Below are 22947 nucleotides of genomic sequence, written 5' to 3'. Positions count from 1 at the left end.
GCATGCCGCGAGCGATCATGGTGACAGGGTGCCCGCTCATTGTCGCCTCCAATCCCTCATGTTTATAAGGATACTATACTTACCCTCGAACACGCGGAACGGGTTGTCAATTCCCTGGCTGTCCGAGGCATGGTTTTTGCCTGATGTCGGCCAAATAGGGAGTTTTCGTTCGCAACCGAGGGCGATCAGCAGCTTCGGCAAGTCTCTTGACGTCGTCACCTGTATCTCGACTTATCCGCCATGGTGGATATGCATGGGCTCGTGATCGGCTGGCTGCGGCATCGCGTGATCGCGCAGCTCTACCAGCGTGCCGTGATATTTCGCTCTGTCAGAGCGGCGATGCCAGGGATGCAATAAGCCGGACGAGGTCGACCTGGCGCCGGACGTCGGTCTTCTCGAAAACATGCAGAAGGTGCGTCTTCACCGTGGCGCTGGCCAGGCCAAGCGATTTTGCGATCTCGCGCTGGGTCCGGCCGGCGACGATCAGTTCCACGATCCGAACCTCGGCGGGGGTCAGGCCGTAGAGGGCGGCGAAAGCATCGAATGGCAGGCTTATCGGTCTGTCGACCGGGGCGATGAAAAGAGCCGCTGTCGCTCGCCGGAAAAGGCCGGGCCGGCTTTCTCGCCGTTTCAGCGGCAGGACATGAATGATGCGAGGCTCGCCCGAGAGGCCGCGCGTCGGAAACCCGGTGCCGCCGCGCCGTCCGAGCGCTGCCTCGTCGCCGGCCGCCTGGGCGACCGCATCCTCTATCGCCGACGAGATCGCGGGCGAGGCGTCCGAGACGACAACGCGGCCATTGCTGACCTTGATCGGTTCCTTGCGGGCCAGCATGGACTCGGCGACCGGATTGGCATGGATCAAGGCCATCAGTTCATCGACCAGCACCACGCCGACAGAGAGGCTTTCCAGCACGGATGTCACGTTGGCGGCGGCAATCGATTGCAATTCGAGCATCTGGCCGATGGCGATGGCGCGCCGGAAGTGCGGGGCCAGAAGACGCAAGGCGTCGAGTTCCCCATTGCCGACAATGCCGACCGTCTCGTGCCGGCCGAACGAAAGCGTGGAGACCATGCGTGCATTGCGCTCCAGCCCGATCGCAACCGCGTCGACCACCCCTTGCGGCTGGGCCCATTCGAGAAAATAGCGGCTGGCGACAAGTGCCGAATCCGGCACGGCCCGGGACTGCGCGATCGGCTCCTCGAGCGGATATTGCTTGACCCTGATGTCGCCGCCCCAGAGATCGACCAGATCCTGGCCATAGGCGGGAAGCTCGCCGAGCTTCACCGAATCGATGCCTGTGGCGACGCCGAGCGTAACTTCGCCGCCCGGAAGCGGATACACCCCCAGAACCGCATAACAGAACTCCAGCTCCCGTCGAATGTTGTCGACGACCGATGGCCATCGGCCCGGATCGAGGACGCAATCGTAGATGGTGCCGATGAGTTCTGAAATGCGCTCCGCCGGATAGGATCGGTCAGTCATGCTGACCAACATGGGCTGGCGGCCCCGGTCGGACATCGCGTGCTGCTGCGCCGATATCGCTTCAACGGGATCAATCCTCGTTCGACTTCGCGACTTGTCTGTCTGGAGTCGACATGGAGGTGGGGCGCACCGAAAGCCAACTGAAAGTCAGTAGAAAAAAATAGAAGCTGGGAGTCAAGCCTAATCCAAATGGTGGACGCGGCAACGACCATTTCGTGATTGGGTGCGCCGGCTTGAGGTTGGACTGAGTTCAAAGCATGTGACGCGCATCAGGAGAATTGCAGATTCTCCGCCGCCAGTAATGCGTCGACACATTAGTCGGGTCTAAAACTCACCGAACTGAACGGCGTCTATACGCGTAGACACATTATATCTAGCTAATACTTGGAGAGAAACTTCAAGACGACGTGCTTGTCAGCCCCGCCAACGGCCGTCTTGCCGCAAGAATGTCGAAGCAGCTCACGAAAGCGGGGCGACCGTTGCTGGCCTTGGCCAGCATCTGGCCCAGGTGTTGCCTGGCCGGGAACCCCGACGACGTGCGGCCAACGGAAGATCTGTTCGCATGTCGGGTACAGCAGACCTTTTCCTCAGTGTGATGCGTGGGGCCTTGCTGGGGTTCGCGGTCGCGGCTCCCATCGGTCCCACCGGGCTCTTATGCGTGCAGCGCACGATCGCCGGCGGCATCGGCCCAGGTCTGGCGACCGGCTATGGCGCGGCGACCACGCATTCGGTCTACGCCTCCGTTGCCGCCGCAGGGCTGGGCGCGGTGGCGCACGTGCTGATCGGCTGGCACATGCTGCTGCAGCTCTGCGCCGGCATGTTCCTGCTCTACATGGCGGTGACGGCGGCGCGGCTGACGCCGTCGCTGGACACCGCCCTGCAGCGGCGCATGCCCTCGGGTCGGGCCTATGTCACCGGGCTGATCTGGACGTTGGGCAATCCGATGACTCTGCTTGGCTTCTTCACGCTCACGCCGGGGATCCTTGGGGCGGGCTTGCCGTCCTGGCAAACACTGGCGCTTGTCTCGGCCGGCGTGTTGCTCGGCTCGGCCGCCTGGTGGACGACGCTGACACTGGTCACCAACCTCCTGCGCAAGCGGCTGAACGCGCGCGGGCTGCGCGCCGTCAATCTTGTCTTCAGTTCGGGCCTGTTCGTCTTCGCGCTGTCGCTGCTGGCCAGCGCCCTGCGCCTGGAGTTGCTGTCGTAGGGGCGGCTGAATGCGCATGCCGCTTCAAGGTTTCGCTGCCTTCTTCGGCTGGACGGCCATCGAGGGCGCGTCAGGCGGTGGGGCCGCATCGTCAGGCTTCGGTTGCTCGGCGACAGGCGTGTCGGGCGCCTGCGGTGCTCCCGAGGTGAGGTTGACCGACACGCCATAAATCTTCCACTGCCGGTTCACCGGCTCGAACAGAAGCTCGAAATTGACCTGCATTGGCACCGACGGGAAAAAGCCAGCCATATGCAGCATGCCGTTCGGCTCGATCTGCGGCAGCAGGGTCAGTTGCGGATCGAGCACCGCGACGGCGCCGAAGTCGAGCGCCTGCTTGCGCTGGTTGGCAAAGATGTCGCCGAGCCCTGCCGCGCTGTTGGCCTGAAAATTCGGCGAACCGAGATCGCGCAGCACCGTGTAGTTACCGGTCTTGTTGGCCTGATCGAGCGCCAGCAGCGTGCCGCGGATCAGGATCAGCACGCCGTTGCGGTCGATGCTGGCCGGATGAGCCGCGCGGACCTTGTCGCTCTTCTCGGTCTTTTTGGTCTGCGCCGCCGCAACACCCCCGGATGCTGCCAACAGACCGGCCAGCAGCAAGCCTGTCACGGCGGCATGGGTCATCCGCCCTATTGATAAGAATCGCGGGTGCTTCATGTGGCCTCCGAGCATTGATCGAAATCGCGCCTCGGGCAGGGGAGACAGGCGACCGCGTCTGTGGGAACGCGGCCGCCAGCGGCTTTTTCAAGCCAGCCCCCTCGCACTCCGGATCACGCTGGCCGCCTCAATTCAGCGTCCATGATGCGCCGACGCTGACGCCGACATCGCCGTGGTTGGTGGTGGCCGACAGAGCGGCGTTGAGGCGGAAATCCTCGCTGGTGTTGTAGCCGAGGCCGAGCGCCAGGCCGGATTGACCCTTGAAGTGGCCGAAGCCGCCGGCGAGCGACAGCTTTTCGGGCCTGTCGTCGTAGCGCAGTCCCGCCGTGGCGAGCGCCAGCGCGGTGCCGGCGCGGGCTTCGGTGCGGTTTTCGCTGATCTGGTCACCCAGGTCCTGGAAGCCGGCCTCGAGCGCGCCGACACGGCCGTCGAGCTGGGTGATGTTGCTGGTGTTGGTGGTCACCCTGGTGTCGAGGTCCGCGATCTCGGTGGTGTGCACCGCAATCGCGTTGGTGTTGTTGGTGATGCGCGTCTCGTGGTCGGCGAGTTCCGTCGTATGGTTGCTCACCGTGGTGTTCAGAGTGCTGATGGCGCTGCTGTTCTGGGCGACCTGTGCCGGCAGGTTCGCAAGCGTGGCGACATCGAATGTCGACGCCGCCAGATTGCCGGTGCTGTCCGTCGTCATCAGATAGGTGGGGCCGACCTGCGCGGCCTTGCTGGCTGCCGAAGCAACACCGGTCAGCGTGTAGGTGTTGAGGCCACCGCCAATCATGACCTGGTTGTCGCGCGTCGTCGTCGTGCCCACGCCGATTGCGATGGAGTTTTCATAATTGGCCGTCGTAGCGTCACCGAGGGCAATAGCATTCACGGCATTTGCCGTGGCCCCGTTGCCAACGGCGGTGGCGTTGCCGCCGTTCGCCTGGGCTGAGTTGCCAAGGGCGGTGGCGTTCACGGCATTCGCCTGGGCCGAGGCGCCAAGGGCCGTGGCATTGGCCTGGTTCACCCCGCCGGCGCCGGCCTGGGCTCCGTTGCCGATGGCCGTTGTATTGGCATTGTTGTAGTCGGTGGTCAGACCGCCCGCGTTCGGGTCAAAAACAAGCCCACCGGCGCCGGCGTTGACGCCGAGCGCCACGCTGTTGTCACCGAAAGCACCCGCGCCATTGCCGACCGCAACCGAGAGAGTGCCATTGCTGTTGGCGGATCTTCCGCATGCCGTGCCTCCGGTTGACGTCTGGGCGAAAGCCGCTCCACCATCCGCACCATTGAAATCCTGGCAGATGACTCCTGCCGCGCGCGCCGGGCCTGGCGCGAAGGCGACAAAGCCGTTGGCCGCGACCGCCACCATCATCGCTGTCCCGAGTGCGGGCACTTGGGAGGATGCCAGCCCACCGAAGACCGCCGTCGCGGCCGACCCAATGTCTTTTCGCAGTCGGCGCCCAATCGTGATTGTTCTGCTTATTGTTCCAGTCGCAGCGTCTTCCGATCCGCTCACGCCCATCCGTTCGCTCGTTTCTGCAATCACGCTCAAAGCCCTCGCTTCATTGCCAATTGATCGACCCCTGTCGGCGGCTGTCGGTCCCGCGCGATGGCCGGGCCGGGCGGGAGGTGCTCCGGCCATGGCTGGGCTGACAATCAAGCAGTTGCGCACTCGACGGTTGTGCCGCCGTCCCCGAACAGCACTCGCCTTGCAAACACCGATGCCCCCGAATTCCGCGCAGGACCGCAGCACCCGACGGACGCAAACGAACACAAAGGAAATGTCGCGTCTTCCACCATTCGGTGGATAGCAGCGGCCAAAGCTCGATGGTACCGCCGAAGATGATGGGCTTGCCCGATCCGGATCATGCGTTCATTTTGCTGCCGTGCAGCAAGGATTTTGTTGCCGTGCAGCAAGGATGGTTGCGATGCGCTCTGCCTTCTCGATGGCCCAGTTGTCCGAACTGATCGGGCTGATCTACGACGCCGCGATCGATCCCGCGCGCTGGCCCGTCGCGATCGATGAGATTCGCATCGCGCTTGGCTTCGGGACCGCCGCCATCCGCCTGCAAGCGTTGCCGTCGGGCGAAGTGCTGCTCAACGTGACCAGCCACATCCCGCAGCCCTATGTCGACCAGATGGTCAGCTACGGCGCTGAAATCGTCGAGCTATGGGGTGGCATGGCGGTGGTTGGTTCGCTGCCGATGGATCGGCCGGCGGTTTTGAGCCAGCTCAATCCCAACCTCGACACCACGACGAACCGCTATTTTGTGGAGTGCGGCAAACCGCAAGGCATGATCGATTCCCTGGCACTGCCGCTCGCGCGAGATGGGCGTGGCCTCGGCTCGCTGTCCTTCAGCCGCCATGTCGATGCCCCTCCCATCAGCGATCTGCAGATCGAGGCTGCCCGATTGCTGATCCCGCACCTCCAGCGCGCCGCCACGATCAACCGGCTGCTGGACATGGCGGCGATTGCCCGGTCGACCTTCCAGACGGTGCTCGACACGCTGACGGCGCCGATCTTCTCACCACCGCCGATTTGCATGTCGTGCATGCCAATCCAGCTGCCCGGGACATCGTCGCCACGGGCGAGCTGCTGAACATCCGCAACGGGGTTCTCACCGCCAGCGTTTCCGCCGTATCCAGCGCACTGGCCGTCGCCGTGTCCCAGGCAGCGCAAGATGAGAGTGCGATCGGCCGCAAGGGGCTGGGGGTTCCGATACGCTGGAAGGATGGCTCGGCGGGAGCGTTGCACGTCCTGCCGCTGCGTCCGGGGCGCGGGGCGTTCGATGCCAGCGTGGTCGCGGCGGTGTTTGTCGCACGCGCTGATACGCCCTTTGTCGCGCCGACGGCACTGGTCGCGGCGCTGTTCGGCCTGACGCCGGCCGAGGCACGTGTCTTCGAGCAGATCGGGGCCGGTCGCACTGTGGAAGAGACATCCGATGCGCTCGACATCGGCCGCAGCACGGTCAGGACGCATCTGCTGCGGCTGTTCGAGAAGACCGGCGTGCGGCGACAGGCTGAGTTGGTTCAGCTCGCCGCGTCGCTCGCGTCGCCCGTAGCCACCGGCGTCTGACCGGTTTTGGGCGGGCGACAATCTCCGTCGGAGATTGGAGCCTTACCCAATTCGGATCATGCGTTCATTTTGTTGCAGTCCAGCATGGGTGGTGGCGATGCGTTCTGCTCTCTCGATGGCTCAGTTGTCCGAACTGATCGGGCTGATCTACGACGCCGCGATCGATCCCTCGCGCTGGGCCGTCGCCATTGAAGAGATCCGCATCGCGCTCGATTTCGAGAACGCAGCCCTCAACCTGCAAGCGTTGCCGTCGGGCGAAGTGCTGCTCAACGTGACCAGTAACATGCCGCAGGACTACGTCGACCGGATCGCGGACTACGCCGTTGATGTTATCGACCAGTGGGGTGGGCTGGCGGTGCTGCTGGCGCTGCCGTTGGATCAGCCTGCGGTGATGAGCCGCGTCAATCCAGAGGCGAGTACAACCAACCGCTACTCGCTGGAGTGGGCCAAACCGCGGGGATTGGTCGATGTCATGGGGCTGGGGCTCGCTCGCGACGAGCGTGGTTTCGGGTCGCTGGGCCTTGGCCGTCACGAGAGCGCGGAGCCGATCGGTGAATATGAGATCGATGCCGCCCGATTGTTGATCCCGCATCTCCAGCGCGCCGCCACGATCAACCGGCTGCTGGACATGGCGGCGATCGCCCGGTCGACCTTCCAGACGGTGCTCGACACGCTGACGTCGCCGATCTTCCTCACCACCGCCGATCTGCATGTCGTGCATGCCAATCCGGCGGCGCATGCAATTGTCGCCGGGGGCGAACTGCTGAACATCCGCAAAGGGGTTCTCACCGCCAGCGTCGCCGCCGTGTCCAGTGCATTGGCGGTTGCGGTGTCGCAAGCGGCACAGGACGAAAGCGCGATCGGCCGCAAGGGGTTGGGCGTTCCGATACGCTGGAAGGATAGCTCGGCTGGAGCCCTGCATGTGCTGCCGCTGCGCCCGGGGCGCGCGGCGTTCGATGCCAGCGTTGTGGCGGCGGTGTTCGTAGCGCGGGCGGATACACCGTTCGTCGCGCCGACAGCACTCGTCGCGGCGTTGTTCGGCTTGACGCCGGCCGAAGCACGCGTCTTCGAGCAGATCGCGGCGGGCCGCACGGTTGAGGAGACGTCCGATGCTCTCGACATCAGCCGCAGCACAGTCAGGACGCACCTGTTAAGGCTGTTCGAGAAGACCGGCGTGCGGCGACAGGCCGAGCTGGTTCAGCTTGCCGCGTCGCTCGCGTCGCCCCTGGCTGGTATGGTCTAGCTCTACTACCAAGCCCGGCTTGGGAAGGGGTCGCGCAGCGCGGGCGATTTCAAACGAACAACACTCAAGCGTTCCCGTTGCGCGGGTTCATTTCAACCAGGCAGTCCGATCCGCAAACCAACCTGCTCGATCACGCTGGCAAGCGTCGTCTTTTTGATCTCAAGCGAAATTTTCGTCTTCGCTCTCGCTGCCGGGATGAACAATTCTTCCTCGCTGTATCTGCTCAGGAACTCCGCCACCGCCGACAATTCTGCACCCTTGACGCAAATGTTTATGATGCTGTCAGTCGGCCGCTTCGTCGTTCGCTCAGATAAAATCTGCAGAGGGCCGCAAGTGCAGTCACAATATCCTTCATCATAGTGATAAATACAAATACAGTGCTGGTATTGTGGGCAAATTGTATTGCAATCGCAATCATCCTCGATCGTCATCGCATCCTCCATACACAAGCTATTTATGCCTTATCCGATGGTAAAGATTCCACGGCAGAAACGAAACATAACCACGATGCCGACAATGTTGGCCGCCCAGTGAGCCGTTAGCAGCCAATGGCCATTTTTCATCCCTCCAGAGATCCGTAGATCTCCGTCGAGCCTGTTGGGCCCCATTGAATCGGGGGCAGATGTAGACCGCAGACCACCATGAAAAGGATTTCGCGTCATCCACCGTTCGGTGGACAGCGACGGTTCCAGCCCGACGATTTCGCCCCCGAGGCCGCGCGGTGATGTGAGGCCGGGCCTGCCACAGCCGCCCTATCCGCCTTGGCGCGCGTCATCAGTGGATTTTTTCCAACAAACCGGCCTTCGTTGGAAGGATTTAACTCTACAAGGGCGATAGAATTAGCGGACTATCATAGGGCAATCCGGTTTTCTTTGTTTTTCATGGAGCCTTTTGATGTCCACAATTTCGCGACGCATCCTTCTTCTGTCGTCCGCCGCCCTTGCTGGCGCCGCCTTCCTCAGCCCGGTCTTGGCCGACGACCTCAGGATCACCATCGGCTACCAGACGGTGGTCGAGCCTTCGAAAGTGCCGCAGGCCGACGGCATCTATGAAAAGGCGACCAAGGCCGCCATCGACTGGCGCAAATTCGATTCCGGCGCCGATGTCATTGCCGCGGTCGCTTCCGGCTCCGTCGATATCGGCTATGTCGGTTCGAGCCCGCTGGCAGCGGCGGCGAGCCGCGAACTGCCGATCCAGACCATCTTCGTCGTCGGCCTGATCGGGCCGTCCGAGGCGTTGGTCGCCCGCAACGGCGCCGGCATCGAGAAAGTCGCCGACCTCGCCGGCAAGAAGGTCGCCGTGCCCTTCGTCTCGACGACGCATTACAGCCTGCTTGCCGCGCTCAAGCACGAGAATGTCGATCCGAAGTCGGTTGAGATCCTCAACCTGCGGCCGCCGGAAATCGCCGCCGCCTTCGCGCGCGGCGACATCGATGCGGCCTATGTCTGGGATCCGGCGCTCGGCCAGATCAAGACGACGGGCAAGGTGGTGCTGGATTCCTCGCAGGTCGCCGCCTGGGGCGCACCGACCTTCGACGCCTGGATCGTGCGCACCGATTTTGCCGAGAAGAACCCGGAAGCGGTGCGCGACTTCGTCAAGGTGACGGGTGCCGCCTATGCCGAGTACCTGGCCAAGCCCGACGCCTGGTCGGTGTCGTCGCCGCAGGCTGGCAAGATCGCCAAGCTCACCGGCGCCAAGCTGGAAGAGGTGCCGGAATTGTTGAAGGGCTATGTCTTCCCAACTCTTGAGGAGCAGGCCTCCGACAAGTTCCTCGGCGGCGGCACGGTCAAGGCGGTCGCGGCGGCCTCCGCCTTCCTAAAGGAGCAAGGCAAGGTCGACACCGTGCTGCCCGACTATTCGAAATACGTGACATCGAAATACGTCACCGAGGCGCTGGCTTCGAACTGAGAGCCTGCGTCGAACTGAACGCGCGCTCTTCCCTGACGCCGCGTGCTGCCTGCCCCGGAACCGCTGACGAGGAGCCGTTTTGGGGCAGTCGGATTTCAACAGACCTCCTGCGAGGCCCCATGCCGCATCTCGTGCTCGACAAGATCTCGATCCACTATGACGGCCAGCCGGCACCCGCCGTCGAGCGTGTGTCGATCGATGTCGCCAAGGGCGACTTTGTCGTGCTGGTCGGCCGTTCCGGCTGCGGCAAGACCTCGCTGCTCAATGTTGCCGCCGGCCTGGTCACGCCGTCGCGCGGCACCGCCACGACCGACGGCAAGCCGATCACTGCGCCCGGCTCGGATCGCGCCGTGGTGTTCCAGAACGATGCGCTGTTTCCCTGGCTCACCGCGCGCGAAAACGTTGCCTTCGCGCTTCGGCTGCGCGGTGTCAGGCCGGCCGAGCGGGCGCGCCGCGCCGATGAACTGCTGGCGCTGGTCAAGCTGACCGACGCCGGTGACAAGCGTATCTGGGAGCTTTCCGGCGGAATGCGCCAGCGCGTCGGCCTTGCCCGCGCGCTTGCCGCCGAACCCGAATTCCTGCTGCTTGACGAACCACTCGGCGCGCTCGATGCGCTGACGCGCGAACGCATGCAGACGACGCTGCTTGACCTTTGGACGGCAAGCCATGTCGGCGTGCTGATGGTCACGCACGGCATCGAGGAGGCGCTGGTGCTCGCCACCCGCATCGTCGTGTTGGCGCCAGGCCCCGGCCGTGTGGTGCGGACCTTCGAGCCAGGTTTCTCCAGGCGCTACGCCTCGGGCGAGGCCATCCGCACGATCAAGGCCGACCCGGCCTTCGCGACCGCGCGCGGCGAACTGACCGACGCCATCTTCGAGGGAGAGGCGGCATGACTGTAACGCCCTACACGGAGCGACGGAGCCAGAAGATCGACGAGGTCGATGGTCTGTCGGTGCCATGGTCGCCGGCCGCCCCGAAGCGCAAGGGCGTCTCGGCGCGCATGATCAGCGCGGTCACCATCCTGGTGGTGCTGGCGGTCTGGGCGCTGTCGGCCAGCCTGCAACTGGTATCGCCGGTCTTCCTGCCCTCGCCTGCCGCCGTCTGGAACAAATTCTTCATTGTTGCCAGCGACGGCTTCGTCGATGCCACTCTGTGGCAGCACGCCGTCGCCAGCCTCGGCCGCGTGTTTGCGGCCCTGGTCGCGGCCCTCCTCATTGGCGTGCCGGTGGGTCTCGCCATCGGCATCAGCACGATCGGTCGCGGCATCTTCGATCCGCTGCTGGAGTTCCTGCGGCCGATTCCGCCGCTCGCCTACCTGCCGCTGGTCATCATCTGGTTCGGCATCGGCGAGCCGTCGAAGATCCTGGTGATTGCCATCGCCATGTTGGCGCCGGTGGCGCTGTCGACCGCGTCCGGCGTTCGCGGCGTCTCGCAGGAACGCATCAACGCTGCGCGTTCGCTAGGCGCGACAAAGCGCCAAGTGGTTCGCCACGTCATCTTGCCCAGTGCGCTGCCATCGATCCTGACCGGGCTGCGCATCGCGCTCGGCGCCGGCTGGTCGACGCTGGTCGCGGCCGAACTCGTGGCGGCCACACGCGGGCTTGGCTTCATGATCCAGTCGGCGGCCCAGTTCCTGGTCACCGACGTGGTGATCATGGGCATTTTGGTGATCGCGGCCATCGCCTTCGTGCTCGAATTCATCATCCGCCGGATCGAGCGCGTGCTCGTCCCCTGGGCGGGGCGCGAGTGATCAACCGCAAGCACAGGAGAATGACGATGACCCATTCCACCGCCGTGCTGTTTGCCCATTTCGGTGCCTGGCTGCTGGGCCTTGCTTCCGATGACAAGGCGGCGAGGCAGGAAAGCCAGCGCTCGCCGGCGCCGGTCCAATTCCAGGCCGGCCGCGACCGCCTGCCGCCACGCGACGAGAGTTTTTACTGGGCCTGGCAATACTGGTCGCAGTGAGGGGGTGCGCCAACCCACACCTTCGTCATCCTGGGGTCTGCGCCGCGTCGCTTCGCTCCTTGCTCCGCCCTAGGATGACGAACGATGGGTTGCCGCAGAAAATCTTTCCACGCCATATCGACAACTCGCAAAATCATTCCTCTACTAAATTTATAGAAGTACCTAGCCTGATCCCTATCCAACCGGCGAGGACATTTTCCCGACGCCGATCCGCAGCGAAGGAGAGGGATCATGTTCAGTCTGACGAGACGCGTTTTTGGCATCGGCCTACTGGCGGCGGGTGTTGCCCTGTCGTTTAGCGCCTCCGCGCAGGAGCTGAAGCAGCTCTCAATCGGCTACCAGAAAACCGGCCTGCCGGTCGTCGCCAGGCAGCAGCAGGTGATCGAGAAGGCGCTGAGCGACAAGGGCGTCGCGGTGAAGTGGGTCGAATTCACCGCCGGTCCGCCGCTGGTCGAGGCCCTGAATGTCGGCGCCGTCGATGTCGGTTACACGGGTGACGCGCCGCCGATTTTCGGGCAATCGGCTGGGGCCAACATTGTCTATGTCGCTGCGATGCCGTCCAATGGCGATGGCGAGGCAGTCTTCGTCAAGCCGGCCTCTCCCATCCAGTCGGTCGCCGATCTCAAGGGCAAACGCGTCGGCGTCGGCAAGGGCACTTCCGCGCACAATCTTCTTGTGGCGACGCTGGAAAAGGCCGGCCTTCCCTACGATCAGATCACGCCGGTCTATCTCAGCCCCGCCGATGCCGCGGCCGCCTTCGCCAGCGACCAGATCGATGCCTGGGCGGTCTGGGATCCGTTCTTCGCGATCGCCGAGACACGTTACCAGCCGCGTGTGCTTGCCCGTTCCAGCGACGTGCTCAAGGTCAACAGCTATATTCTCGCCAACAAGGATTTCGCCAAGGCGCATCCCGAGGTCGTGACCACGACCATCGCTGCTCTGGGCGAGGCCGCGAAATGGGCAGACCAGAACCGCGACAAGGTCGCCGAGGCGCTGCATGAGGTGACCGGTGTGCCGCTCGACGCGCAGATCATCGCCGCCAACCGCAGCAAATTCGGCATTTTCCCGCTCAGCGACGAGATTGTCGCCAGCCAGCAGGCGACCGCCGACCGCTTCTACAAGCTCGGCCTGATCCCGAAGGCGGTCCGCATCTCCGACGCCGTGTGGACCGCACCGGGCAATTGATCGTTCTCGCGCGGCGCCGGGCGGAAACGTCCGGCGCCTTTGCCGTTTGTAATCTCCAGGAGATCCGCCCGTGACTGCGCCAGACACAACCGCTCCAGCCAAGATCACGCCAGAGGGGCAGCTCGATTTCTTCTGGTTCATCCCGACGCATGGCGACGGCTCCTATCTCGGCTCCGAACAGCAGCAGCGGCCGCCGGAATTCGGCTACTTCAAGGAGATCGCCCAGGCGGTCGACCGGCTCGGCTTTCCCGGCGTGCTGTTGCCGACCGGTCAGAACTGCGAGGATTCCTGGATCACCGCGACGGGGCTTGCGACGCTCACCGAAAAACTCAAATTCCTGGTGGCGCTCAGGCCCGGCGTGACGTTGCCCACCTTTGCCGCGCGCCAGACGGCAGCCCTCGACCGGCTGAGCAACGGCCGCCTGCTGCTCAATGTCGTGGTCGGCGGCAATCCGACCGAGCTTGCCGGCGACGGTGTCTTCCTGCCGCATGACGAGCGCTATGCCCAGGCGCATGAATTCCTGACCATCTGGCGCGGCCTTGTGTCGGGCGAACGCGTCAACTTCGACGGCAAATATTATCGCGTCGAGAATGGCCGCCTTGACCTGTTGCCATCGCAGGAACGGCCGCCGCTCTATTTCGGCGGCTCGTCCGACGCCGGCCAGGATCTCGCCGCCGACCTCGTCGACATGTACCTGACCTGGGGCGAGCCGCCGGCGCTGGTCGCCGAAAAGCTCGCTTCAGCGCGCAAAAAGGCGGCGCTGCGCGGCAGAAAACTGCGTTTCGGCATCCGGCTGCATTTCATTGTTCGCGAGACCGAGGACGAAGCCTGGAGCGCCGCCGACCGGCTGATCAGCCATGTCACCGACGCCCAGATCGAAAATGCCCAGGCGCGCTTCCTCAACCAGATGGACTCGGTCGGCCAGCGCCGCATGGCCGAGCTGCATGGCGGCCGCCGCGACAGGCTCGTCGTGTCGCCCAATCTGTGGGCCGGCGTCGGCCTGGTGCGCGGGGGCGCGGGCACCGCGCTGGTCGGCACGCCGGAGCAGATCACCGAGCGCATCCGCGAATACCAGGCGATCGGCATCGGTACCATCATCGGTTCGGGCTACCCGCATCTCGAGGAAGCCTACCGTGTTGCCGAGCTTCTGTTCCCGAAGCTCGGGCTCGGCACCAGCCGGCAGCGGGCGCATCAGAACATCGCCAACGAATTCTCGGTCGGCTTCCATGGCGCCGCCCGTCTGCAGGCGTCCTCATGAGCTTTCTTTCGCGCCTCCAGGCAAATGCCATCGGCTGGGTGTTGCCAGTGCTGGTGATCGCCGGCTGGGAGATTGCCAGCCGCGCGGGCGTCATGCCGGCCAACGTGCTGCCGGCGCCAAGCGCCGTTGCCGAGGCCTTCTGGCGGCTGACGCTGTCGGGCGAGCTGATCCGCAACATCGGCGTTTCCACGGCGCGCGCGCTCGCCGGCTTCGCCGTCGGCGGCTCGATCGGCTTCGCGCTTGGCCTCGCCAACGGCCTGTCGCGGCTCAGCCGCGGCCTGACCGACACCACGCTGCAGATGATCCGCAACATCCCGCATCTGGCGCTGATCCCGCTCGTCATCCTGTGGTTCGGCATCGACGAGGAAGCAAAACTGTTCCTGGTGGCACTGGGCGTGTTCTTCCCGATCTACGTCAACACCCTGCTCGGCATCCAGAGCGTCGACCCGCAACTGGTCGAGATGGGCCGCGTCTACGGCATGGACCGGCGCGCGCTGTTCTTCAGGGTGATCCTGCCCGGCGCGCTGCCGGCGATCTTCGCCGGCCTGCGTTATGCGCTCGGCATCATGTGGCTGACGCTGATCGTCGCCGAGACCATCTCGGCCAGTTCCGGCCTCGGCTACATGGCCATGCAGGCGCGCGAATTCCTGCTGATCGATGTCGTCGTGCTCTCGATCCTGATCTACGCGCTGCTCGGCAAGCTCGCCGACAGCCTCGCCCGCCTGCTCGAGCGGCTTTCGCTCGGCTGGCATCCGGCCTTTCAGAACGGATAATGCCCATGCCAGCCGCCAGCCTGACCGCCATCCGCTCCTTCGTCGCCGCACCAGTGCCGGTGCGCCCGGCAATATCGGTCGAAGGACGGCGCGCCTTCGCCTTCAAGGGCGTGGGAAAACGCTTCGGCGACAAGATCGTGCTCGACGGCATCGACCTTGACGTGCCGGCCGGACAGTTCGTTGCCGTCATCGGCAAGAGCGGCTGCGGCAAAAGCACCTTGCTCAGGCTGCTGGCGGGACTCGACCGGCCGACATCGGGATCGCTGACGCTCGGCGCCGAGGAAGAAGGCCACAGCCGCACCCGCTTCATGTTCCAGGAGCCGCGCCTGCTGCCCTGGGCCAGCGTGGTCAGGAATGTCGAGGTCGGGCTGACCGGCATCGCGTCCGGCACGGACGCAAGGCAACGCGCGCTCGACATTCTGGGCGAAGTCGGCCTCGCTGATCGCGCCGATGAATGGCCCTCGGTGCTGTCCGGCGGCCAGAGGCAGCGCGTCGCGCTCGCCCGCGCGCTGGTCGGCCAGCCGCAGATCCTGGCGCTCGACGAGCCGCTCGGCGCACTCGACGCGCTGACCCGCATCGAGGTGCAGCAATTGCTGGAACGCATCTGGCTCGCCCAGAAGTTCACCGCGGTTCTGGTGACGCATGATGTTGCCGAGGCGGTGGCGCTCGCCGACCGGGTCGTGGTGATCAGCGAAGGCAAGATCGCGCTTGATCTGGACGTCCCGGTGGCCCGGCCACGCCGGCGCGGTTCCGCCGAGCTTGCCCGGCTCGAAGGCACGATACTGGACCGGCTGTTCGGTTAGTGTTGGCAGGGGCGGCAAGGCTTTGGCTGGCCGCTTGGTTGACCTTTGCGAAAGCGCCCCAGTTGAGGGTGGCTCGGCCAATCGCGAATGCGCTCGTTCGGGCCACTCACCCTACCGGTTCGCCCACACCAGCCCGGCCAGGCCGACCAGCATGGCGACGAGGCCGATATAGAGCCATTGCGACTGGCCGGTCATGAAGCTGCCGCCGACCACGCCGATGCCTTGCAGCGACCACAGCGCCCCGATGGCCAGCACAATCAAGGCGAGCAGATTTTTGGTCAGTCTCATTGACGGATCTCGCTTTCCCAGTCGATTGATTGCGGCGCCGTGGCCGCGATGAAATAGCCAAAGGATCTGGCTCGACAGCACTCATTTCTACTTGAATATCAACGCTCGATCTTGTCAATAAAGTCCCGGATATAGACACGAAGATCATCAAGGATTGGTCGCCGCCCTCCGGAAAATCCCTGACAGACTGTTACCCTGTGACTCCAAACGTGTGCTCTTGCCACGGAACTGACAGATGCTTGCCGCATTTCCTGCCTTATTCGCCACCTAACGGCTGGGGTCTGTCAAAAACGGAGCCACCCCTTACAGATGAAGAACCTAAACCAGACCGCGCTTGTCGCGGTAACGATCGCTGCTGGCCTGATGGTCGGCGCTTCCGCCACTTCGGCAACCGCCGCCGCCGGCCAGTGCGGCCGTGCATCGTGGTATGCGCTGCACTCGAAAACCGCATCGGGCGAGCGCATGAACCCTTCGGCGATGACCGCCGCCCACCGCACGCTGCCTTTCGGCACCAAATTGCGGGTCACCAACCAGAACAATGGCAAGAGCGTCATCGTACGCATCAACGATCGGGGTCCGTTCATCAGGGGCCGCGTGCTCGACCTGTCCAAGGGCGCCGCCGGCCAGCTCGGCTTCATCGGCTCGGGCCAGACAGCCGTCTGCATGGCGCGCATCTGATCCGATTTCCCTGGACCATGATCGCTTCCGAAAACCGCACCCCACTTTTCGGGGTCATGGTCCGGTGTCCGGCATCGCCAAATACATTTCCTACATTTCGGCACTGCACATTGAGCCGGCTCGGCCATTCCAGGCGGATTTGCAACGGTTTGGACGAAAGAACCATTGGTCACGCAACGTGACGTATTGCGTCGCAGCAATTAGTTGTTAACCTCGCCGCGAGACATTTAAGGCTCGGCGCTGCTCGTCGTCCCTTCGGTCGAGGCAGCAGCGGGGTTCTTGATGTTCTACCAGCTCTACGAAATGAACCACGCCGCCTTGCAGCCGGCGCGGCTCTATGCCGACGCGGTGCGGATGTTCTATTCCAACCCGCTCAATCCGTTTTCGCACACGCCCTGGGGCCGGTCGATCGCGGCGGGCGCCGAACTGTTCGAACGGACCACCCGCCGCTACGGCAAGCCGCGCTTCGGTCTCGACAAGACCGTCATCGACTGGAAGACCGTAGAGGTCACCGAAAAGACCGTCTGGTCGAAGCCGTTCTGCAATCTCCTCCGCTTCGAACGCGCTGTCCCAGCCGGGCGCCGGCCGGATCCGAAGCTTTTGATCGTGGCGCCGATGTCGGGCCACTATGCGACGCTGCTGCGCGGCACGGTGGAAGCCATGCTGCCCTATGCCGATGTCCACATCACCGACTGGGTCGATGCCCGCATGGTGCCGCTGGCTGACGGCAGCTTCGATCTCGACGACTATATCGACTACATCATCGAGATGTTCCACGCGCTCGGCCCCGACACCCATGTGATGGCGGTGTGCCAGCCTTCGGTGCCGGTTCTGGCGGCGGTGGCGCTGATGGAGACCAAGGGCGACCCCTTCGTGCCGTCGACGATGACCCTGATGGGCGGGCCGATCGATACCCGCCGCAACCCGACCGCGGTCAATCTGCTGGCCGAGGAAAAGGGCATCGACTGGTTCCGCGACAACGTTATCATGAACGCACCCTGGCCGGAGCCGGGCTTCGGCCGCGCGGTCTACCCCGGCTTCCTGCAGCTCTCCGGCTTTATGAGCATGAATCTCGACCGCCACATCGCCGCCCACAAGGACTTCTTCATGCACCTTGTGAAGCATGATGGCGACAATGCCGAAAAACACCGTGACTTCTACGACGAATATCTGGCCGTCATGGACCTGACGGCGGAGTTCTACCTGCAGACCGTCGACACCGTCTTCGTGCGCCAGGCCCTGCCGAAGGGCGAGATGACGCATCGCGGCACGAAGATCGATCCCTCAATTATTCGCAACGTCGCTCTGTTCACCGTCGAGGGCGAGAACGACGACATTTCGGGCCTCGGCCAGACCAAGGCGGCGCAGGATCTGTGCGTCAACATTCCGGCTGACAAGAAGGCCCACTACATGCAGCCGGCGGTCGGCCATTACGGCGTCTTCAACGGCTCGCGCTTCCGCTCCGAGATCGTGCCGCGCATCGTCGACTTCATCACCAGCTATGGCCGCCAGAACCGCGTCGCGGTGAAGCCGAGGCTGGTCCGCAGCGCCAAGCGATAGGGTCACGTCGCTCAAAGCGCACCCACCGGGCGCACCCACGGGCCTGACCGGGGGCGCGCGACGGTCTTGTGACAACGACCTTGCGTAAAACAAAAGTATAGCGGCAACGCGCGCAACATTCCCTGGGCAAAACCAGCGGCCGGAAGATTCCGTTGCACATGTGCCGCTGTCCTTCCCCGTGGGTAACCATGTCCCCAGTCCTGTGGTCGTCGCGATTGACACGGGCTGTAAATCCCCCTTAACCTTTCGTTAACAACAGGGTGGACGGGGACAATGAATTCCTCAACAATCGCGAAAAGGCTGCGTTTTTGCGCGGTGGCAGCTGGATTGGCAGTCACGGGAAGCTGGCCGGCAATGGCCGCCGGAGCGATGGCGACCGGGGGCTAACCTCGCAGCCGATCGGCCACTATGATTTCTGCAAGCTGCATCCTGGCGAATGCTCGATCCGTCCGAGCAATCTGGCGCCGGCAAAAATGACCAGTGGGCTTATGAGCAAGCTCGCCGGCGTTACCGCCCGGGTGAATGCCGCGGTCAAGCCGATGAGCGACATGGACATTTACGGCAAGGACGAGGTCTGGGCCTATCCCGACAAGGGCGTCGGCGATTGCGAGGACTATGTGCTGGAAAAGCGCCGCCGGCTGTCCCACATGGGCATCTCGCTGTCCGATCTGCTCATCACGGTGGTCCGCAAGCCCGATGGCGAAGGCCACTCCGTGCTGACGGTGCGCACCGACAAGGGCGACTACGTGCTCGACAATCTGACCAACAAGGTCAAGGCCTGGGACCAGACCGGCTACCGCTTCCTCAAGCGGCAGGCGATCGACAACACCGGCCGCTGGGTCTCGATCCGCGGCGGCCAGCCGATCCTGGTGGGCTCGGTTCAGTAGGAGTTCCCTTCTCCCCGTCACTATACGGTGCCGGCAGGCGGATGAGGGGCTGCGCCACCGTCTCTAGCAGCGTTCTTCACGCCACCTCAAAATTTTTCCACACGCTCCATGAACCATTTCGTCCCGCCCGGCGACACACAGCCGTGAACGACGAAACCCAACCATGGAGACCTCAAATGACTGCTTTCCTGCGTAATACCTTTCTCGCTGCCATCGCCATGTCGAGCCTTGCCGGCACCGCCATGGCCGATGAGACCAAAAGCTGCTCCCACACCAACCTGAACGATCTGTGGGCCGGCAATTGTTGCGGCGCCGCCGGCGCATCAGACTGCCTGCGCGGCGGAAACGGTGGCCGCGATCACGGCGACAATGGTGGCCGCGGCACCAATAGCAATGGCGGCGCTGCCGGCAAGCCCTGATCCCACCACAGCTGCCCGCTGGCCGACGCCGGCGGGCACTGTCTTACGGGGAACCCGGCCGGTGCGATTACGCTCGCTTACCCAGCGCCACGCGGATCGAGGCGGTGATGCGGCGCAGTTCCGCCTCGCCGAGTTTTTCGATGTTTTCGGCCAGAAGGTTGGCGAGCTCGGTGGCGGCGGGGTTGAGACCTGACGTGTCGAGTTTCACGCGCGGATGCGAGGCTTCGGCCAGCCGCGCCAGCTCCTCGGCATCATCCCAGATGATGTTGAAATAGCCGATGATCTTCTGGATCAGCGTCCAGGTCGGCGCACCGCGCCGGCCATGCTCGAGCGCCGAGAGATAGGCGGCGCTGACACCGATCGCGGCCGCCATGTCTTTCTGGCTGACGCCGCGCTCGGCGCGAAGCGCCCGCAGTTTCTCGCCGAACGGCGTCATGCGGCTCGCCCCTCAACCCTCACGAACGCACCCGCCGCAGCCTTATATAGAGCGCGCCCGCGCCACCATGGTTGCGGGCGGCATGGTCGTGGCTGGAAACCAGCGGCCGGAACGCCGGCGTCGACAGCCAGGCGGGCACGGCGCGTCGCAGCACGCCGTCGCCGCCGGAGGACGAACCCTTGCCGGTGATGACCAGGACATAGCGGACGCCGCCGGCATGCGCCCGGTGCAGGAATGAGAACAGCAGCGAATAGGCCTCGTCCTGCGTCATCCCGTGCAGGTCGACCCGGCCTTCGATCGGCAGCCGGCCTTTCGACAATTTGTCCAGGGTCGGCTCGTCAAGGCGGTGCGTGACATGCTGGGCCTTCGGCTTTGCCGCACCCGCCGCAGTGGCGGCCGGCTGGGCTGGCTGCGCCGTCGACGGTTTGGCCTCGATGGCCATGTCGGGAATATCAACCGAAGTCCTGCCCTTCAGCGGTTTGGCCGTGCGCGCCACCAGGTTCCACAGCACCCGGTCGTCATCGCTGAGCTTGTCCGGGCGCTTGCTCATCAGGCGCTTCCAGCCAACGAGCGCGGCACCAGCGCATAAAAATCGGCGGCGTTGCGCACGACACCGGCGATCTCGCCAGCGGCATCGCCCGAACCGGCGAACAGGTCGCCCCGCGCCGGTCCAGTGATGGCCGAGCCGGTGTCCTGCGCGATCATCAGCCGCCGGAACGGTCTCTTGTCGAAGGCGGTCAGCGTCGGCGCGTCGATGTAGAACGGCGTGCCGAATGTGTGCAGCAGCCGATCGACCGCGACCGAGCGCCCCGGCGTCAGCGGCACCTTGGCCGCGGCGATCGGGCCAAGGCTCACATCCTCCACATCGGCTTCGCGGAAGAAGATGTAGGAGCGGTTCTGCCACAGGATCTCGTCGACGCGATCCGGATGCGCCTTGAACCAGGAGCGGATCGACTGCATCGTCACGTCAGCCAGCGGGATTTCACCCAGCTCGCTCAGCACCTTGCCCGGCCCGGTGAAGCGTTGGCCTGTCTTGGCCGCGTAGGTGACGCGGCGCAGCCGGCCATCGGTCATGGCGAGCCGTGCGGCGCCTTGCACATGGATGAAGAAGGCGTCGACCTTCTCGGCCAGCCAGGCGATCTCGAGCCCCTGGTCCTCGAGAGCGCCGCGCTCGATCGCGCCGCGGTCGAAATACTCGGCCAGTCCGTTGAGGGTCCGGCGCGCGAAGGCGAGATAAGGATCCATCCCGTCGGGCCGGTTGGCGTGATCGACATCGACGAGATCGGCCGGGCGCGACAGCAGCGGCACGACAAAACGCTCCGTCCGCACCGGCGAAGCCTCGACTTGGGGTTCGTAGAAGCCGGTGACGAGGCCTGCGCCGGTCTCGGGCTGCACCAGCATGGGGATAAAATGGCGCTCGAAGAACGCGCGGGCCTGTGCGCCGTCCATCGAAGAAACGGCGCGCGCTTGCGCATAGACCTCCGCGAAGGCGCGGAAATCGACGCCGAGCGCACCGCTGCGATAAGGCTTTGTCAGCACATGGAAAGCGGAGCGGCGGAAAGCCTCGAAGGCCGGCAGATGGTCATCCTCGCCCCAGCCGGGGAGATCGTCGAAGGACCTTGCCGAAAAGAGAGGCGATAGCGACACCGGAGCCCCGCCGCTTTGCCGGATTCAGTCTTCTTCTTCGGTGGCGACGAGCTTCCAGTTCGGATCGCGCGAGCGTGTGTCGCGGGCGAAGGTCCAGACATCCTTGACCTCGGCCACGGTTTCGGGATCGCCGTCTATCACAGCACCCGCCTTGTCGCGCGTCGCCGAAATCAGCTCGCTGATGATGCGCAGCGTCACATGCGCCTCGCCGCCTTTCATCTCGGCCGAGACGATGTCGGCCTTGTCGATGCCGACGAAGGAGGACTGGATTTTTTCAGCCTTGGCCTCGCGTTCGCCGATCGCGGCGACGAAACCGTCAAAAACCTCGCGCGACAACAGGTTCTTCAGCGTTTTGCGGTCGCCGTCGGCATAGGCCATGACGATCATCTCATAGGCCATCTTGGCGCCGTCGACGAAACCCTTCGGCTCGAAGGACGGGTCATTGTCCTTGATCGCGCGCAAGCCCTTGTTGAGGTCGGTGTCGGGCTTGGCGAAGGCGTCGATGGCCGTATAGGCGTCGGCCGGTGCCGGCTCGCCCGGCAGCCGCTTGCGCGGCAGCGAAACGACATTCTCGGGTTTCTGGGCGGCGTCCTTGTCGGTGCGCGCGGCCGTGTAGGGATCGAAGGGCGGCCGCTCGCTACCGGTCCGACGGCCCAGCACATTGCGCAGCTGGAAGAAGATCACCACCGCCGCGATCAGGAAGAAAATCGTGCCGAAGTCGAAGAATCCCATATCTTCCGCCAATCAATCCCTGCCCGAGGCCGGACCGCCCAGCCAACAGGCCGCGGTCGCATAGCGTTCAACATTCAAAGCATATAGAACGCAAGGTGCAATCATTCAAATCAAAGGCAGGCATACCTATCTAACAGCCTCCGTGCCAGCGGCGATTGGTCGCCAGCGGGACAAAACAAACGAATGGTCGGTAAAGACTTGCGCATTTCGCTGCTTCCCTTCTTTCTCCTCGCGCTTCCGCTGCTGGAAATCGCCGGTTTCGTCATCGTCGGCCGTGAGATCGGGGCGCTGGCAACGGTCGGCCTGGTGCTGGCCTCGAGCATCGCCGGCGTGCTTTTGCTCCGGCATCAGGGCTTTGGCGTCATGGCCCGCATCCGTGCCGAGATGGAAGCCGGCCAGAACCCCAGCCGCCACCTTGCGCACGGCGCCATGATCGTCGTCGCGGCGATCCTGCTGATCATCCCCGGCTTCATATCAGATATTATCGGCCTGCTGCTGTTTGTGCCGCCGGTGCGTGACTTTGCCTGGAGCCGGTTCAAGGGCCGCATCGTCGTCGCCACCAATTTCTCGACCGGCGGCTTTCGCGGCCGGAGCCGCGACAAGGTCATCGACCTCGAAGACGGCGACTATTCGCGCGAGGACGATCTGAAGCGCGGCCCCGACCACAACTCGCCATGGCGGCGTCTGAAGGATGATTGACACAGTCTGGGTCACCTCCCGTCGCAAGGCGGCAAACCTTGTCTTGTCATGTCGGCCATGCTAGCCAACG

General features: G+C 64.1%; 25 protein-coding genes and 1 pseudogene. 17 read left to right on the top strand and 9 right to left on the bottom strand.

Annotation, left to right across the window (positions count from 1 at the left end):
• Nucleotides 1-328 precede the first annotated feature (328 nt).
• Nucleotides 329-1483, bottom strand: a complete 1155-nt coding sequence (locus ACZYHG_RS07170; RefSeq protein WP_464613175.1) for a helix-turn-helix transcriptional regulator — start codon at nucleotides 1481-1483, stop codon at nucleotides 329-331.
• 562 nt (nucleotides 1484-2045) lie between these two features.
• On the opposite strand from ACZYHG_RS07170, the gene ACZYHG_RS07165 reads away from it, so the two are divergent.
• Entirely contained in the window at nucleotides 2046-2690 is a 645-nt protein-coding gene (locus ACZYHG_RS07165) for a LysE family translocator (protein ID WP_464613174.1), read from the top strand.
• 24 nt (nucleotides 2691-2714) lie between these two features.
• Here the strand turns inward: ACZYHG_RS07165 and ACZYHG_RS07160 are convergent, their stop codons facing one another.
• Together ACZYHG_RS07160 and ACZYHG_RS07155 are read right to left on the bottom strand one after the other, a co-directional pair.
• Nucleotides 2715-3311 carry a hypothetical protein gene (locus ACZYHG_RS07160; protein WP_464613173.1) on the bottom strand — a complete coding sequence of 199 codons (597 nt, stop codon included), beginning with the start codon at nucleotides 3309-3311 and terminating at the stop codon, nucleotides 2715-2717.
• A 160-nt stretch (nucleotides 3312-3471) separates the two neighbouring features.
• On the bottom strand, nucleotides 3472-4713 hold the full coding sequence (locus ACZYHG_RS07155) for a YadA-like family protein (protein ID WP_464613172.1): 1242 nt from the start codon (nucleotides 4711-4713) through the stop codon (nucleotides 3472-3474).
• 535 nt (nucleotides 4714-5248) lie between these two features.
• Between ACZYHG_RS07155 and ACZYHG_RS07150 the strand changes: the two genes are divergently transcribed.
• The 3 genes from ACZYHG_RS07150 to ACZYHG_RS07140 all read left to right on the top strand — a co-directional run bounded on the left by ACZYHG_RS07150 (nucleotide 5249) and on the right by ACZYHG_RS07140 (nucleotide 7639).
• Nucleotides 5249-5920 carry a hypothetical protein gene (locus ACZYHG_RS07150; RefSeq protein ID WP_464613171.1) on the top strand — a complete coding sequence of 224 codons (672 nt, stop codon included), beginning with the start codon at nucleotides 5249-5251 and terminating at the stop codon, nucleotides 5918-5920.
• Nucleotides 5869-6396 (top strand): helix-turn-helix transcriptional regulator, encoded by a 528-nt coding sequence (locus ACZYHG_RS07145; RefSeq protein WP_464613170.1) that lies wholly within the window; start codon nucleotides 5869-5871, stop codon nucleotides 6394-6396. Before ACZYHG_RS07150 ends, ACZYHG_RS07145 begins: the two co-directional genes overlap by 52 nt.
• 124 nt (nucleotides 6397-6520) lie before the next feature.
• Nucleotides 6521-7639: a helix-turn-helix transcriptional regulator gene (locus ACZYHG_RS07140; RefSeq protein WP_464613169.1), complete on the top strand. Its 1119-nt coding sequence runs from the start codon at nucleotides 6521-6523 to the stop codon at nucleotides 7637-7639.
• A 92-nt stretch (nucleotides 7640-7731) separates the two neighbouring features.
• On the opposite strand, the gene ACZYHG_RS07135 is transcribed toward ACZYHG_RS07140, so the two are convergent.
• Entirely contained in the window at nucleotides 7732-8070 is a 339-nt protein-coding gene (locus tag ACZYHG_RS07135) for a hypothetical protein (protein ID WP_464613168.1), read from the bottom strand.
• A gap of 463 nt (nucleotides 8071-8533) precedes the next feature.
• On the opposite strand from ACZYHG_RS07135, the gene tauA reads away from it, so the two are divergent.
• From tauA to ACZYHG_RS07095, 8 genes are all read left to right on the top strand, one after another.
• On the top strand, nucleotides 8534-9547 hold the full coding sequence (gene tauA / locus ACZYHG_RS07130) for a taurine ABC transporter substrate-binding protein (RefSeq protein ID WP_464613167.1): 1014 nt from the start codon (nucleotides 8534-8536) through the stop codon (nucleotides 9545-9547).
• A 119-nt stretch (nucleotides 9548-9666) separates the two neighbouring features.
• A complete protein-coding gene (locus ACZYHG_RS07125) occupies nucleotides 9667-10440 on the top strand; it encodes a taurine ABC transporter ATP-binding protein (protein WP_464613166.1) in 774 nt (257 codons plus the stop codon).
• Nucleotides 10437-11297, top strand: a complete 861-nt coding sequence (gene tauC, locus ACZYHG_RS07120; RefSeq protein WP_464613165.1) for a taurine ABC transporter permease TauC — start codon at nucleotides 10437-10439, stop codon at nucleotides 11295-11297. Before ACZYHG_RS07125 ends, tauC begins: the two co-directional genes overlap by 4 nt.
• Before the next feature lie 26 nt (nucleotides 11298-11323).
• The gene (locus ACZYHG_RS07115) at nucleotides 11324-11512 is read left to right on the top strand and encodes a hypothetical protein (protein ID WP_027032082.1); all 189 of its coding nucleotides are present in this window, start codon (nucleotides 11324-11326) and stop codon (nucleotides 11510-11512) included.
• A 231-nt stretch (nucleotides 11513-11743) separates the two neighbouring features.
• Complete coding sequence (locus ACZYHG_RS07110) at nucleotides 11744-12697, top strand: sulfonate ABC transporter substrate-binding protein (RefSeq protein ID WP_464613164.1); 954 nt, start codon at nucleotides 11744-11746, stop codon at nucleotides 12695-12697.
• Between the two features lie 70 nt (nucleotides 12698-12767).
• Complete coding sequence (ssuD, locus tag ACZYHG_RS07105) at nucleotides 12768-13955, top strand: FMNH2-dependent alkanesulfonate monooxygenase (RefSeq protein ID WP_464613163.1); 1188 nt, start codon at nucleotides 12768-12770, stop codon at nucleotides 13953-13955.
• Nucleotides 13952-14728 carry an ABC transporter permease subunit gene (locus ACZYHG_RS07100; protein WP_464613162.1) on the top strand — a complete coding sequence of 259 codons (777 nt, stop codon included), beginning with the start codon at nucleotides 13952-13954 and terminating at the stop codon, nucleotides 14726-14728. Before ssuD ends, ACZYHG_RS07100 begins: the two co-directional genes overlap by 4 nt.
• 5 nt (nucleotides 14729-14733) lie before the next feature.
• Nucleotides 14734-15531 carry an ATP-binding cassette domain-containing protein gene (locus ACZYHG_RS07095; RefSeq protein ID WP_464613161.1) on the top strand — a complete coding sequence of 266 codons (798 nt, stop codon included), beginning with the start codon at nucleotides 14734-14736 and terminating at the stop codon, nucleotides 15529-15531.
• A gap of 111 nt (nucleotides 15532-15642) precedes the next feature.
• Here ACZYHG_RS07095 and ACZYHG_RS07090 read toward each other — a convergent pair whose 3' ends face one another.
• Entirely contained in the window at nucleotides 15643-15819 is a 177-nt protein-coding gene (locus ACZYHG_RS07090; protein WP_172221835.1) for a hypothetical protein, read from the bottom strand.
• A gap of 309 nt (nucleotides 15820-16128) precedes the next feature.
• Between ACZYHG_RS07090 and ACZYHG_RS07085 the strand changes: the two genes are divergently transcribed.
• The 4 genes and pseudogenes from ACZYHG_RS07085 to ACZYHG_RS07070 all read left to right on the top strand — a co-directional run bounded on the left by ACZYHG_RS07085 (nucleotide 16129) and on the right by ACZYHG_RS07070 (nucleotide 19363).
• Complete coding sequence (locus ACZYHG_RS07085) at nucleotides 16129-16497, top strand: septal ring lytic transglycosylase RlpA family protein (protein ID WP_027032087.1); 369 nt, start codon at nucleotides 16129-16131, stop codon at nucleotides 16495-16497.
• Between the two features lie 282 nt (nucleotides 16498-16779).
• Complete coding sequence (locus ACZYHG_RS07080) at nucleotides 16780-18057, top strand: polyhydroxyalkanoate depolymerase (RefSeq protein WP_464613160.1); 1278 nt, start codon at nucleotides 16780-16782, stop codon at nucleotides 18055-18057.
• 273 nt (nucleotides 18058-18330) lie between these two features.
• Nucleotides 18331-18944: pseudogene (locus tag ACZYHG_RS07075) on the top strand (transglutaminase-like cysteine peptidase).
• Nucleotides 18945-19120: 176 nt separating this feature from the next.
• Entirely contained in the window at nucleotides 19121-19363 is a 243-nt protein-coding gene (locus ACZYHG_RS07070) for a hypothetical protein (protein ID WP_464613159.1), read from the top strand.
• 67 nt (nucleotides 19364-19430) lie between these two features.
• On the opposite strand, the gene ACZYHG_RS07065 is transcribed toward ACZYHG_RS07070, so the two are convergent.
• The 4 genes from ACZYHG_RS07065 to ACZYHG_RS07050 are packed head-to-tail and all read right to left on the bottom strand — an operon-like array spanning nucleotide 19431 to nucleotide 22178.
• Complete coding sequence (locus ACZYHG_RS07065) at nucleotides 19431-19799, bottom strand: helix-turn-helix domain-containing protein (RefSeq protein WP_464613158.1); 369 nt, start codon at nucleotides 19797-19799, stop codon at nucleotides 19431-19433.
• A gap of 19 nt (nucleotides 19800-19818) precedes the next feature.
• Nucleotides 19819-20349, bottom strand: a complete 531-nt coding sequence (locus ACZYHG_RS07060; RefSeq protein WP_464613157.1) for a Smr/MutS family protein — start codon at nucleotides 20347-20349, stop codon at nucleotides 19819-19821.
• A complete protein-coding gene (gene mltA, locus ACZYHG_RS07055) occupies nucleotides 20349-21446 on the bottom strand; it encodes a murein transglycosylase A (RefSeq protein WP_464613156.1) in 1098 nt (365 codons plus the stop codon). Before mltA ends, ACZYHG_RS07060 begins: the two co-directional genes overlap by 1 nt.
• Nucleotides 21447-21470: 24 nt before the next feature.
• Nucleotides 21471-22178, bottom strand: a complete 708-nt coding sequence (locus tag ACZYHG_RS07050) for a Tim44/TimA family putative adaptor protein (RefSeq protein ID WP_027059241.1) — start codon at nucleotides 22176-22178, stop codon at nucleotides 21471-21473.
• Nucleotides 22179-22376: 198 nt separating this feature from the next.
• Between ACZYHG_RS07050 and ACZYHG_RS07045 the strand changes: the two genes are divergently transcribed.
• A complete protein-coding gene (locus tag ACZYHG_RS07045) occupies nucleotides 22377-22877 on the top strand; it encodes an FxsA family protein (RefSeq protein WP_027059240.1) in 501 nt (166 codons plus the stop codon).
• The last annotated feature ends 70 nt before the right edge of the window (nucleotides 22878-22947 follow it).

The organism is Mesorhizobium subarcticum (genome assembly GCF_055456085.1).
This window is presented reverse-complemented; position numbering and strand designations above follow the sequence as displayed.

Excerpts from the sequence above, each read along its gene's own strand:
- ACZYHG_RS07110 (WP_464613164.1), top strand. The coding sequence starts at position 11,744 with ATGTTCAGTCTGACGAGACGCGTTTTTGGCATCGGCCTACTGGCGGCG.
- ACZYHG_RS07125 (WP_464613166.1), top strand. The coding sequence starts at position 9,667 with ATGCCGCATCTCGTGCTCGACAAGATCTCGATCCACTATGACGGCCAG.
- ACZYHG_RS07060 (WP_464613157.1), bottom strand. The coding sequence starts at position 20,349 with ATGAGCAAGCGCCCGGACAAGCTCAGCGATGACGACCGGGTGCTGTGG.
- ACZYHG_RS07090 (WP_172221835.1), bottom strand. The coding sequence starts at position 15,819 with ATGAGACTGACCAAAAATCTGCTCGCCTTGATTGTGCTGGCCATCGGG.
- ACZYHG_RS07100 (WP_464613162.1), top strand. The coding sequence starts at position 13,952 with ATGAGCTTTCTTTCGCGCCTCCAGGCAAATGCCATCGGCTGGGTGTTG.
- ACZYHG_RS07115 (WP_027032082.1), top strand. The coding sequence starts at position 11,324 with ATGACCCATTCCACCGCCGTGCTGTTTGCCCATTTCGGTGCCTGGCTG.
- ACZYHG_RS07050 (WP_027059241.1), bottom strand. The coding sequence starts at position 22,178 with ATGGGATTCTTCGACTTCGGCACGATTTTCTTCCTGATCGCGGCGGTG.
- tauA (WP_464613167.1), top strand. The coding sequence starts at position 8,534 with ATGTCCACAATTTCGCGACGCATCCTTCTTCTGTCGTCCGCCGCCCTT.
- ACZYHG_RS07065 (WP_464613158.1), bottom strand. The coding sequence starts at position 19,799 with ATGACGCCGTTCGGCGAGAAACTGCGGGCGCTTCGCGCCGAGCGCGGC.
- ACZYHG_RS07095 (WP_464613161.1), top strand. The coding sequence starts at position 14,734 with ATGCCAGCCGCCAGCCTGACCGCCATCCGCTCCTTCGTCGCCGCACCA.
- tauC (WP_464613165.1), top strand. The coding sequence starts at position 10,437 with ATGACTGTAACGCCCTACACGGAGCGACGGAGCCAGAAGATCGACGAG.
- ACZYHG_RS07150 (WP_464613171.1), top strand. The coding sequence starts at position 5,249 with ATGCGCTCTGCCTTCTCGATGGCCCAGTTGTCCGAACTGATCGGGCTG.
- ACZYHG_RS07085 (WP_027032087.1), top strand. The coding sequence starts at position 16,129 with ATGAAGAACCTAAACCAGACCGCGCTTGTCGCGGTAACGATCGCTGCT.
- ACZYHG_RS07070 (WP_464613159.1), top strand. The coding sequence starts at position 19,121 with ATGACTGCTTTCCTGCGTAATACCTTTCTCGCTGCCATCGCCATGTCG.
- ACZYHG_RS07165 (WP_464613174.1), top strand. The coding sequence starts at position 2,046 with ATGTCGGGTACAGCAGACCTTTTCCTCAGTGTGATGCGTGGGGCCTTG.
- ACZYHG_RS07160 (WP_464613173.1), bottom strand. The coding sequence starts at position 3,311 with ATGACCCATGCCGCCGTGACAGGCTTGCTGCTGGCCGGTCTGTTGGCA.
- ACZYHG_RS07135 (WP_464613168.1), bottom strand. The coding sequence starts at position 8,070 with ATGACGATCGAGGATGATTGCGATTGCAATACAATTTGCCCACAATAC.
- ACZYHG_RS07080 (WP_464613160.1), top strand. The coding sequence starts at position 16,780 with ATGTTCTACCAGCTCTACGAAATGAACCACGCCGCCTTGCAGCCGGCG.
- ACZYHG_RS07170 (WP_464613175.1), bottom strand. The coding sequence starts at position 1,483 with ATGACTGACCGATCCTATCCGGCGGAGCGCATTTCAGAACTCATCGGC.